Consider the following 12,111-nt stretch of genomic DNA (forward strand, 5'->3'; position numbering starts at 1 on the left):
ATTTTTTTATGTCATCATATGTATAACCGACACAATGAGTGCCACTACTAAAATCCCTGGCAATAAGTTCGCCACACGAATTTTTGTGATTCCGACCAAATTCAAGCCAATCGCCACGATCATCACACCACCGGTCGCAGTCATCTCTAAAATAAAGCTGTCCATGAGCGACTCCGGAATGAACTTCATGATTTGAATGGCGAGTAGTGCAATCCCACCTTGATACAATAACACCGGAACGGCCGAAAACATGACCCCGATGCCGAGCGTCGAACTCAACACGAGGGCTGTAAATCCATCAATCAACCCTTTCGTATACAGGACGTCATGGTCGCCACGTAATCCACTATCGAGCGCCCCAATGATTGCCATCGCGCCGATGACGAAGATGAGCGTTGCCGTAACGAACCCTTCCGCTACACTCGATTGACTTCCAAGACGCCGTTCCAGCCGATAGCCGATTTCATTTAATACTTCATCTAGCTTCCACCATTCCCCGAGCGCAGACCCGACGACAAGACTTCCGATGACAATCAAAAAGTTTTCACTTTTCATCCCCATTTGAATGCCGAGCAAGATGACCGCAAGCCCGATTGCTGCCGTCACCGTCTCTTTCATACGCTCTGGAATGCGGTGAAATAAGAGACCTAACAATGCTCCGATGACGATTAGTCCGGCATTGACGAGGGTTCCTGTTAGCACCATTTTGCATTCCCCGTTTCATTATGTATTGAAAGGAATATACCAATTGCTTTCGCGCCATGTCAATATACAAAAAAAGAGCCACTTCTCGCAAGAAGTGGCTTCGCGGAAACCCATGTTCCGGTGGGTTTCTCGAGGGTTTGGCACCCAAGTGATTCTGACTGGGCTCGAACCAGCGACCTCTACCCTGTCAAGGTAGCGCTCTCCCAGCTGAGCTACAGAATCAGGTCGTGTCCTCTCTTAAGGACACTATTAATATATCAAGAAACTATTAAGTTGGCAACAACTTTTTAAAAGTTTTTTGTACTTTTTTTAACGCGTCATTTGTTGGCGATCAATATGCCGGCAGAGGCGTTCCAAATCACCTGCATAAACGGAGACGAGCATGTTCTGATATAAGGTGTCACGGTCCCAATGAAGACCATTCGCTTTAGCCACACGCTGAGACGGAACGTTTTCTGGATGAATGAGTGAAATGATTTCCTTCTCTCCTTCAGTGAAGGCATACTGCATCAATCGCGCGGCCGCTTCACGTCCGTAACCCATATGCCAATGCTTCGGTGACAACCAATAGCCGACTTCTAGCTCGAGTTTACCGTCTAACTCATGAAGCAACGTACCTGCATGACCAATCGGTTCATCACTTTCAAACGTCATCAGCTTCAATAGCCCTGTCTGGCGTCCCGTTTCATAGCGGGCCAATTGACGTTCGAACCATTCGATTGTTTGTTCGTCTGTATACGGTCTCCCATCCGGACTGATGAAGCGCATCACCCGAGGATCTTGGAGAAGCGACTTAACAAAATAGAAATCAGAGATCGTGTACGGTTCAAACCGCAAACGTTCGGACTGCAACTCGACAAGATGCATCGTTTTCCGCCCCTTTCTTCCATCTCATAATCTGAATTATTCAATTCCCGTTTTCAGCTTGTTTCAATCCTTTACGATACAACTTTTAAACCGACCACACTGCCGATAATCATCATTAGATAAAAGATGCGCCAGCGGCTTTTAGACTCATTTAAATAGAGCATGCCTAGAATGACGCCACCTGCCGCTCCGATTCCGACCCAGATGGAGTAAGCCAAGCTTAACGGAATGTCTTCAAGCGACTTCGATAGCCAATAAAAACTGAGCGCGAACGACAAAATCGATAAGATTGACCATTTTAAAATTTGATACCCTTTCGATTTCCCCATAAAGAAAACGGCTGTCATCTCAGCAATCCCTGCACCGATCAAATATACCCAACTCATGCTTCTTCTCCTCCTGTCACTTGTTTCAACCCGATGATTCCGATGATCAACGTCGTCACAAGTAAAAGTTTCCAGCCGCTGAGCGCCTCGTCAAAAAGAAGAGCACCGACAATCACCGTTCCAACCGCTCCGATTCCCGTGAAGACGGCATATCCTGTACCTGCAGGTAAAACCCGGAATGCCTTAGCTAGTAAGCCAAAACTGACAACCAAGAGTACAATCGTCCATAACGTCGGACCAAGAACGGTAAACCCTTCAGACAATTTCATCGTCGTTGCCCAAATGATTTCAAGCAATCCTGCGAACAAAAGAGAAATCCAGGCGACTTTTTCCTTATCCATTCCAACCCACACCTTTCTTGAAGATTCGGAAAGCGGCTTGTTGTCGCATCTCCCGCTCATCTTCAAATGTAAATAGAGACAATAAGGCACCATCTAGAAAGCAATAGTACGCAGCATAGAGCTCATCGAGTGGTTGCGATGGTAAGTCTCCACGTTCCATCGCGAGACGAAACTGTTCTTTTTCAAACCGCTTTAACTCCGTCTCTACCTTTCCGATGACTTCTTCAATATAGTCTCGAAATTCTGGGGGTGGTACGAGGAGCATCCGTTTCGTCAACATCCACGTCTCGTGATCGCTAAAGAATGACGTGAGCATCCGAACGATCGACTCAATCCGTTCTAAAGGTGGTCGATCTTTAGTATCCTCACATGTCTGTTGCCATGCTTCTTCGTAACGATTCGCCATATCGGTCACGACTTGCTTAAACAATTGTTCTTTCCCATCGATGTGAGCATACAAAGAAGCCTTTCGGATGCCAACGTCTTCGGCAACCGCCGCAAGTGATAATCCTTCATATCCTTCACGGGCAAACCGTGTCCGAGCGGATTGCATAATTTTCTCTTTTGTATTCACGCGTCTCACTCTCCTTCCTCCTCACCTTACCTAACGAACGGTAGGTAGTCAAGATTTGTGTTTGTCTTTTCGCTCATGATTCTCCACAATACAAGGTGAAAGAGGTGATGAAGAATGATTGATCAATTGAACGTATCGATTCCAACGGAGAAGGTCCGTGGTCAAAAACGGATCGTCCGCGTGTTTCGACCAGACTGGGTCAATGCCGACACCCCACTTCCTGTCCTTTATATGCATGATGGGCAAAATGTATTCTCAGGAAGCACGGCTACATATGGAGAAGGATGGGAAATTGACCGCTGCATCGATACACTCCAGCTTCCACTTATGGTCGTCGCCATTGCAAGTGCTCCGAACTGGTTAGATCGTTATGACGAATATTCATATGAAGAAGATGAGATGTTATATCGCCGTATCGGACCGGAACTTGCGAAAACGCGCCCAACCCTTGGTGGTCAAGGTCGTTTGTATGCAGAATGGCTTATGAACGACTTAAAACCACGAATCGACAAGGAGTATGCGACAGATCCAGAAGATGTCGGCGTCATGGGGAGCTCGATGGGAGGTGTCATCTCTTTATATATGATGGCAACCTACCCTTCCATCAAAAGAGTCGGATCCCTCTCCACCGCAGCATGGGCGAATCTGGATCCATTGATCCAGGCTATTCAGCAAACCGATATCTTTGGAAAACTGTATATGGACATCGGAACGAATGAAGAGAGCGGACCAATCACAGCGAAGGATTACTTGTTCACGAATGCAAAACTGATTGAAGCCATCGCTAAAAAGGGTATCGCTTTCCGATATGAAGTGGAACCGGATGCGATTCATCACGAATCAGCTTGGCGCCGCCGTTTGCCTCACGCCCTTCGTTATTTGTATGACGTCACATGAAAAGAGCGAATTCCGATTTCGGAATTCGCTCTTTCGTTTAGATGACCCAGTTGCCGTCACGCATGATTGCTTCGCGCGTGCCGTCTTCCCGTTCACCATCGATATTCATTTCAGCTGACCCAATCATGAAGTCAACGTGTGTCATCGAGTCATTCGCGCCGTTCGCCGCGAGTTCTTCTTGCGACATCGAAGGACCACCTTCGAGACATGTCGAGTAGGCACGACCTAATGCCAAGTGGCATGATGCATTCTCGTCAAACAACGTGTTGTAGAAGAGAAGACCTGAGTTTGAGATTGGCGAATCATCTGGAACGAGCGCCACTTCACCGATGCGGCGTGCTCCCTCATCCATGTTCAATAACTCATCAAGAGCCGCTTGTCCTTTTTTCGCTTCTGCCTTGACGACTTTCCCACCTTCAAACCAAAGCGTGAACTCGTCAATCAAGTTCCCGCTGTAGCTGAGTGGCTTCGTGCTCGACACGTGACCTTCCACAGAATCTTTATCCGCGAGCGTGAACACTTCTTCTGTCGGCATGTTCGCGATAAAGTCGATGCCATCGACGTTTGGACCGCCACCGCCAAGGAAGACGTGCTTTTTCGGAAGCCCGATTGTAAGTTCAGTGCCTGGTGCTTGGTAGTGCAACTTCGCGTACTTCTTCTCTGTCAGCAACTTCGCGCGGCTACGGAGTGATTGATCATGTGTATCCCATGCCGCGACCACATCTTCTTGATCCATACGTGTTGCTGCGAAAATCGCTTGCCATAAAGCTGCGACCGCATCTTCACGCCCCGGGAATACTTTTTCAGCCCACGCTTCTGACGCACCTGCAACGATTGACCAACTCACGTTGTCACTCATCACATATTGACGCCATTTCGCAAGTGCTTGTCCGGCTGCACGGTTCGCATCCGAGATGCGTGACGATTCGACACCATTCAAGGCATCTGGGTCATCACTGACGATGGACAAGAATGCCGTCTTCTCTTCAGCCAATTGTTCAAAGCGAGCCTTTAGCCAATCTGGAAACTCTTTGAACGAGTCTGCTGGTGCATCGAAATAACGAATCTTCGATGTCTCCTCATCGCTCCAATTGACGAATACTTGTTTCGCACCTGCCGCATACGCAGCTTTCACCACGTGACGGACAAGTGGTGCCTGACTGATATCGGCACGTACCTCTAGCTGTTGACCTGGTTGAATATTGACACCTTTTTTCACAGCTAGCTCTGCATAGCGTGCGAAATCTGCCTCTGTCGGCATAGAAATCATAGACATATGTATCGTTCCTCCTTTTCAGTTATCTTTATTTTCTTAAATTTCAGGAAAAGTTGCAACCGATGCGCAAAAACGGGCATATTAGTAGATGAAGAATGAAGGAGGAATCTACTATGGCAGATTGGAAATCAACCTACACACACTTTTTGAAACAAGCGAAAGAAGATATCCACGACCGAGAACAACTCGGCGACCTACTCGTCCAAGGTGAACGCGCCCTCGCAAAAGTGACCGTAGACGTGGCATCCAATGAAATCAGCAATATCGAGCGCGAAGAAGAACTGACGCTCTACTTCCAAATGAAACAAATGCTGAATATGTTGCGCGCGCTATACAATGATCAATTTGAAATGCAACCTGACAAACAAGAAGAGCTTGTCGCGGCAATTCTATATTTCGTCTCACCGTTCGATGCGATTCCGGATGATGTACCGCTCGGACTATTCGATGATGCTCAGGTGATCGATTATGTACATGAACAATTAGCGAGTGATATCGACCGATTCCATAACGAATTGTGACTTGAAATGATGAACGAGTAGCAGTACGCTAGCAGAAGACTTACCAAAAGGAGGCGTAAGGCCTAGCCATTATCTATGTATGCTAAATCTCGAAAACGGGTTGCCCTTGAAACGGTACTGTTCATCATTGCCGGGACAATCCTTCAGTCTGTCTTTGTCAGTTTACTGCTCAAACCTAATGAAATCGGTTCGGGAGGAATCGTCGGAATCACGTTGATTACGAACGAACTATTCGGAACGCCAATCGGGATGACGCAGCTCGTGCTCAATATCCCACTCTTCATCTTAGGGTTAAAATACTTGGGACGTCGCTTTATTTTGATGACGGGAATTGTTGTCGTGCTCTCTTCTATCTTAATCGATAGTTTACCTGTCCTTATTCCGCCGACTCCACTTGACGATCCGCTCGTCGCTTCCGTATTCAGCGGAATCGTTTCGGGTCTCGGACTTGCTCTCCTCTTATTCGCAGGCGCTTCTACCGGCGGTCTCGATATTTTAGGGAAAGTCATTTATATGAACAACCGAAATTTGTCGTTACCTAAAATCTTTTTGACACAAGATATCATCGTTTATGTAATGGTCTTCATCGTCTTTGACATTAAAGCGGTCATGTATGCCCTTGTGTTAAGCTTTGTCCGGTCACGCACGTTACTCACGATTCACAAGTTCTTCTCCGCTCAAAAGCAATGTTTCATCATTTGTCAGAAGGCGGATGAAATCAACTTGGTCATTAAGCAGAACTTAAAACGTGGCGTCACCATCATGGATGCGACAGGCGGATATTCGAACGATTCGAAAAAAATGCTGTACGTCGTCGTCCAGAACAATGAAATCCCTCGACTTCGTCAGATTGTTTCCGAGATTGACTCTGAGGCATTTGTCACCGTATCAGAAATCGATTCCATCGTAGGGAACTTCAAAGAACACTCGTATACACTCTAATATTTACCTGTTCGACAACAATCTCGTATTGTTGTCGATTTTTTTGTGTAATCTTCGGTCACCTGTTCCGATAATAAATAAGAGACCCCTATATATAAAGAAGGAGGTGCATGAGTTGTCAGTTCACTCGTTGCGCCAATACGTTCCGGCGATTCTCATCGGAACGTTTTTGACCGGACTTTTATTGTTATTTTTGACCCCTCATGATCTGCGAAACAGCACGTTGCTCATCTATTATCTCGTCATTTCAGGAGCAGCCATCTTATTTAGTGGAGTAGCAATTTTTAAACATAGAGGGATGAGAAGATTTATTCATGTTTTGATTACTGCGGGAAATGTGTGCTTCGCACTTTATTTACTAATGCACTATGATTCGACAGGTGCGAATACTCAATACCTCTTGTTTTTACAAAATTTCTTTTACTTAATCATGGCTCTGATTGTCATTACTCAATCCATTGAGATTCGCACGTTGAAATTACGTACGTTTGACTTGTTCGCCTTATTTAGTTTCTTTGTGATTGGTGCACTACATATCTGGTTTTATTCCACACAAGACGTGTCACTCGTATCTCAGTTGAGTGGCTTTGAAGAGCAGATGCTCCTGATCAGCCTGTACATGATGCTATCCTTCTTGTATTTAAATCGCGTCGTCTCGGCTGGACAGCAATTCCGGATTCTTGTACTCGTCGGAATTTTAAGCTTCACGGTCGCCTCAATCGCGAACACACTCTTTGTGTTTTCAGGCATCACACATGAACTAGTTCATCTCGTTCAAGTCAGTAGTATCCTTATGATTTCCATCAGTTATTGGGTCGAGGATATATCGGAAGACGCCCTTGCTTACGATTCCATTTTGGATTACATTCTGTACAGTATCGTCGTCATGCTATTTTTACTCGCTTCAGACCGCCTTCTCGGTACGTCTGTAACCGATTCGATGATTGCGAATGCCGTGCTCCTCTTGCTCATTCGCCAGTTCGTCGTCTCAAAACAGAACGCGCTCATCAGCCATCGTCTTCATTCTGTCAATACAGATTTAGAAGTGGCCGTGTCGACAAAGGCGCATGAACTCGAGATTCGTGAACAGCAATACCGCTCGCTCTTCGCCTATCATTCAGAACCAATTTTCTTATTCGATTTGCACGGCGAAGTGTTGTCGGTCAATGAGGCAGGAAGTTCGATTCTTGGATTGACGACGGACAAGTTACTCGGGTCAAATATCCTCGACATCATCGAATCGAAAGATCGTGCACCGTATACGATTATTCTTCAAGAGTTATCAAACGGTCGACCGAGAACGATTGATGTACGGATTATGACCGAAGATGGCGAGACACGTGTTTGGCAACTCGTCAATGTTCCGATGATCATCGACGGGGAAGTCGAAGGTATTTACGCTATCGCGAAAGACATCACACAAATGATCGAGCAGCAAGAACAAATTTTATACCAAGCCAAATTCGATAGTCTGACAGGACTTCACAACCGTTACGCGCTACAAGAGCAAATTGAACGTTTGATCGAAGAAGGTCGCACGTTCACGCTCATGTTCTCTGACTTAGACGGCTTCAAAGAAATTAACGACCAGTTTGGCCATCATATGGGAGACGAGCTTCTGCAGCATATCGGAAAACGACTGCGGACCGCACTCCTTCCAAACGAATATGCCGGACGTCTCGGTGGTGATGAATTTATTGTCGTCGCCGAGCACGGTGATGATGAAATGTTGACAGAACGCTTACGGCGTCTCGTCTATCGCCCACCTTATTATATGGCTGGAACACTGGTTGAAGTGCATGCCTCGATTGGAATCGTCCGCTTCCCAGAGCATGGTAAAAAATTGAAACACTTGCTCTCGAACGCCGATCTCGCCATGTATCGCGCAAAAGACAAAGGTCGTGACGAAACCGTCATGTTCGAACCAGAATTGCGGGAAGACAAGGAAGAACGGAAAGTATTGATGGAAGGACTTGATACCGCACTTGAAAAAGGAGAGATTTCACTTTTCCTCCAACCTCAAGTCGATGCGTCTACGAAGGCAGTGATTGGAGCGGAGGCGCTCATGCGTTGGCAACATAACGGGACGTTCATTCCCCCGAGTCAATTCATTCCGATTGCTGAAGAAACCGGTCATATCCACGATTTAGGTCGCTGGATGATTCATGAGACGTTCCAACTGATTCACGTATTCGAACAAGGGGATATTCATTTGCCGAAGCTTTCGGTCAACTTGTCCGTTCGGCAATTGTTTGATGAGCATTTAATTGATTATTTGAATACGTTGTTCGAGCGATTCCCAATTGATCCGTCCCGACTCAATTTTGAATTAACCGAAACGGTCGCCGCTCACCATTCCGATCGCGTCTTGAATCGAATCTTAGAATTAAAGTCGCTCGGTATCAAACTTTCGATTGACGATTTTGGGACAGGTTATAGTTCGCTGGCCTATCTCGTTCGTTACCCAATCGATGAATTGAAAATCCCTCGTGAATTCACGATGCAACTTGAAGAGAATCGTGAATATCAGATGGTCACGACGACCATCGTCGCCATGGCACGACAACTTGGTATGGCACTCGTCGCCGAAGGTGTAGAAACTGAATATCAAGAGACGTTCCTTCGTAAAATTGGATGTGACTCCATGCAAGGCTATCGTTATGCAAAGCCGATGCCACTTGATGAGTTCGTCATTTATTACATGAAACACGCAACGCCCTGAACCGAATGATGTATCGGTTCAAGGCGTTTTTTCATTTCATCTCATATACTTTGACTTCACCAGGTTTTAAATCGACATGGAGATTCCATTGTTCATCAAACGCATGTTCCGCATATGGCCACGAAGTTGGTGAATAGACCATCTCCGCAAAACGACTAGCGTTCCAATTTCGGCGACGTACACCATCAAGGGAAACCACGCCTCGTAACGACTCCCACATATTTGTGTTCGCTACAACAAGCAACGTATCGTTCGTCTCTGGACGTAACCAAGCGAATCCGATAAACGGTGCGAACGGTTCGTTTAAAATAAGTGGTTCAAAATGGTTCGGGTCAACGAGTACATCGAGCCAACGGCGACGAATCTCTGCTACTTGATGCATCACTTCGATCATTTCATCTCGCTCTGGATGGTCCCAATGGAACTGATACGCATCAAAGAACGCGAGTTTTCCGAAATACGGATCTGTCGGGAAGAGTTGGTACGCTTCTTCGGGACGGCAATCGAGCCCGGTGTTCATCGGCTGCGTTTCATATAACTCAAGTCCAGAGTTTGTCATCGGGACACCATTCGGCATAAAACCGTTCAAGACTGTCAACAACCGACTTGCCTGTCGTCCCCCTTCTCGCGTCGCAAGGCGACGTGTATCCGCGGTTTCCCCTGCCGCGAACACCGGAAGTGGTAAAAAGCGTGAGTCGTATAAGAATTGATGCGTCTCATGTGTCTCGAATCGAGGTTCTTTATAAAAACCATATCCGATGATCATGTTATAACCGGCATCTTTCGCCGCCCAAGCTCCTGCTTCAATCAATTCTTCCGCAATAAAGCTAAAGTTCGAATCGAGTGAACGTGGTTTTGCTAGAATGCGCTGTGCCAAATCGACAGGAAGTGCATGTCCCATATCAATTCGTGCGCCATCAATGCCATATTCGCGTTGATAGTGTGGAATGATATCAGCGAGCATCTCCCAGAGTGGTTCGTTGATGACATTTCCTCGGAATTGATTGGACTTGATTGAATCAAACAGAATATACGGAGCGATATTCGCATCGTTCACATAAGGTGCCGCCGCAAGCGGATGGTCTAAGAAGAGACGGAAGTAAGTCACGTCCGACCAAGGTGGTTGTGGATCGTTGATACAGTCTGAAAAGGCAGGCGCTGTCGTCAATCCGAACTCTCGTTCAATCGTTGCGAGGACGTTTTCTTCTGGATGTTCGATCAAGAAAGCACGTACCCGTTCCCATTTTTCAGCATCAAGTAAGTTCGGAGCCATCGAGAACCGTCTTAAGTGTTGCCAGACATCTTCTGAGTTGTACACCATTGGTAAGAAAGCAAATTCTGGTTTTACATTCTCTCCAATCCCCGGCACAGATGGTGGATGATAATAATCGACTTCGGCCAGCGGAATCCAGTAGAACCACTCCGGATTTTCAAGAATGAGTCGGTTGTCTCGTGCACACGTCCGAGGGATGACATCGATGACGACACGAATCCCTACCATGTGACAAGCTTCCACAAATGCAGAAAACTCTTCTTCAACAGTCATCGCATCACCTGTCAACGTTTCCTTTAACTCTTCATCAATGGCAAAGAAATCTTGAACGGCATAAGGAGAGCCAAATTCACCTTTCTTGTTTTTATGGCTATGCTGAGAAATCGGTAACAGGAACAAGGTATCAATCCCCATATAAAGGAGATGTGGAATGAGTGCAAGCGTTTTCACAAATGTGCCTGTGTCTTTCATCCCTAGTGAGTTCTGCATCTCCACATAACCCGATCCATCATGATCCCAGGAAGTCGATGTACGAACTTGCATCGAATAGACTGAGGCACGCTTAATCCAATCGCCACCCGTCTGTAAATGACCATCTGCACTCGCGATGGACGTATGATATGCTCGATTTTCTACCGCATATGGAAGAATCGCTTTCTCTATTGTTTCTACTAAAAAATCATACGGATTTACACGCTCGACCCCGTCACGAATCGGTTCAGAAGGAAAACGCATGCGATTCCATAGACTCGGAATCTCGTAAGTAAGGTTCGTACGCTGATCTTGTAACACCTGGTACAACTTGTGTAATGATGAATTCTCTGACATATTGACTCTCCTTAAGCTTCTAATGGTCTTCTGTTGTATAAAGTTCTTACACTAATTGATTATACATTTACCCGTTTTTTCCTTTTCCAAAAAAATATTTTCTGTCGATTTTTCCAAAATCATGTACGATGGAGTAGAAAGGAGGGTCACGATGTCACAACGAAAGTGGATTTTACTATGGATCAGTCTATCCGTGCTATCTATCTCGATCATCGGTATTTTTATTTTTCAATTGAGAGAGACGAATGAGCGGCTAGAAATCATACAAGATGAACAACTCGGCTCTTATGAGGCAATTGAAGATATCATGTATTATAATATTGAACGCGCAAACGCGATTCGTGGTTTACTCGCCTACGAAGATCGACATTTTTTAGAGATGTACTATAGCATGTCTCGGCAAGCTAGGGCATTGAAACAGTCCGTCATCGATGACCCGGACACACCGAGTTCCGTCCTCGATTTACTCGAGCGAGATGCCATATGGGAAAAAGAAGCCGATCGTGTACTTGTCATCTATGAAGAAGGTGACCTTGTTAAAGCAACAGCAGTAGCCGAGACGATGACGCAACTGCGACAGACCATCCTAGAAGATTTACGGTCGCTTAAACAGATGCAGTATAAAGATATTCAGAAAGAGTTGATTGCAGCAGAAAATCAAGTCTCATTCTTAACTCAAGTACTGTTTACCATCACATTCTTATTGATTGCAATCATCGTCATACTTACCTTTTTACTAGTGCGCATTAAACCTGAACATGAAACGATCGAATAGAAAA

At 45.8% G+C, this 12,111-nt stretch carries 12 protein-coding genes and 1 tRNA gene; 5 read left to right on the forward strand and 8 right to left on the reverse strand.

Annotation, left to right across the window (positions count from 1 at the left end; genetic code table 11):
- Positions 1-6: 6 nt before the first annotated feature.
- The 6 genes from PQI28_RS12795 to PQI28_RS12820 all read right to left on the reverse strand — a co-directional run bounded on the left by PQI28_RS12795 (position 7) and on the right by PQI28_RS12820 (position 2,882).
- Positions 7-705 (reverse strand): DUF554 domain-containing protein, encoded by a 699-nt coding sequence (locus PQI28_RS12795; RefSeq protein WP_224863342.1) that lies wholly within the window; start codon positions 703-705, stop codon positions 7-9.
- A 149-nt stretch (positions 706-854) separates the two neighbouring features.
- Positions 855-927, reverse strand: a tRNA-Val gene (locus tag PQI28_RS12800).
- Positions 928-1,014: 87 nt separating this feature from the next.
- Positions 1,015-1,572 (reverse strand): GNAT family N-acetyltransferase, encoded by a 558-nt coding sequence (locus PQI28_RS12805; protein ID WP_214696843.1) that lies wholly within the window; start codon positions 1,570-1,572, stop codon positions 1,015-1,017.
- 71 nt (positions 1,573-1,643) lie between these two features.
- Positions 1,644-1,958, reverse strand: coding sequence for a DMT family transporter (locus tag PQI28_RS12810; protein WP_074033008.1), 315 nt, complete (start codon positions 1,956-1,958; stop codon positions 1,644-1,646).
- Positions 1,955-2,299, reverse strand: coding sequence for a DMT family transporter (locus tag PQI28_RS12815; RefSeq protein WP_214747352.1), 345 nt, complete (start codon positions 2,297-2,299; stop codon positions 1,955-1,957). The genes PQI28_RS12810 and PQI28_RS12815 overlap by 4 nt, the downstream gene beginning before the upstream one ends.
- Positions 2,292-2,882 (reverse strand): TetR/AcrR family transcriptional regulator, encoded by a 591-nt coding sequence (locus PQI28_RS12820; protein ID WP_224863346.1) that lies wholly within the window; start codon positions 2,880-2,882, stop codon positions 2,292-2,294. Before PQI28_RS12820 ends, PQI28_RS12815 begins: the two co-directional genes overlap by 8 nt.
- A gap of 105 nt (positions 2,883-2,987) precedes the next feature.
- Here PQI28_RS12820 and PQI28_RS12825 point away from each other — a divergent pair, with 105 nt between their 5' ends.
- Positions 2,988-3,770: an alpha/beta hydrolase gene (locus tag PQI28_RS12825; RefSeq protein WP_339963520.1), complete on the forward strand. Its 783-nt coding sequence runs from the start codon at positions 2,988-2,990 to the stop codon at positions 3,768-3,770.
- A 37-nt stretch (positions 3,771-3,807) separates the two neighbouring features.
- Here the strand turns inward: PQI28_RS12825 and PQI28_RS12830 are convergent, their stop codons facing one another.
- Positions 3,808-5,046, reverse strand: coding sequence for an aminopeptidase (locus PQI28_RS12830; protein ID WP_214785739.1), 1,239 nt, complete (start codon positions 5,044-5,046; stop codon positions 3,808-3,810).
- A 113-nt stretch (positions 5,047-5,159) separates the two neighbouring features.
- On the opposite strand from PQI28_RS12830, the gene PQI28_RS12835 reads away from it, so the two are divergent.
- From PQI28_RS12835 to PQI28_RS12845, 3 genes are all read left to right on the forward strand, one after another.
- The gene (locus PQI28_RS12835; RefSeq protein ID WP_074033005.1) at positions 5,160-5,567 is read left to right on the forward strand and encodes a YkvA family protein; all 408 of its coding nucleotides are present in this window, start codon (positions 5,160-5,162) and stop codon (positions 5,565-5,567) included.
- A gap of 75 nt (positions 5,568-5,642) precedes the next feature.
- A complete protein-coding gene (locus PQI28_RS12840; protein WP_214696834.1) occupies positions 5,643-6,509 on the forward strand; it encodes a YitT family protein in 867 nt (288 codons plus the stop codon).
- Between the two features lie 106 nt (positions 6,510-6,615).
- Positions 6,616-9,231 (forward strand): putative bifunctional diguanylate cyclase/phosphodiesterase, encoded by a 2,616-nt coding sequence (locus PQI28_RS12845; RefSeq protein ID WP_339963521.1) that lies wholly within the window; start codon positions 6,616-6,618, stop codon positions 9,229-9,231.
- Positions 9,232-9,262: 31 nt separating this feature from the next.
- Here the strand turns inward: PQI28_RS12845 and PQI28_RS12850 are convergent, their stop codons facing one another.
- Complete coding sequence (locus PQI28_RS12850; protein ID WP_339963522.1) at positions 9,263-11,332, reverse strand: alpha-amylase; 2,070 nt, start codon at positions 11,330-11,332, stop codon at positions 9,263-9,265.
- Between the two features lie 151 nt (positions 11,333-11,483).
- Between PQI28_RS12850 and PQI28_RS12855 the strand changes: the two genes are divergently transcribed.
- Positions 11,484-12,107: a hypothetical protein gene (locus PQI28_RS12855; protein WP_274664925.1), complete on the forward strand. Its 624-nt coding sequence runs from the start codon at positions 11,484-11,486 to the stop codon at positions 12,105-12,107.
- Positions 12,108-12,111: the final 4 nt, after the last annotated feature.

Source organism: Exiguobacterium sp. USCH10, assembly GCF_037619445.1.
Lineage (GTDB): Bacteria > Bacillota > Bacilli > Exiguobacteriales > Exiguobacteriaceae > Exiguobacterium > Exiguobacterium aestuarii_A.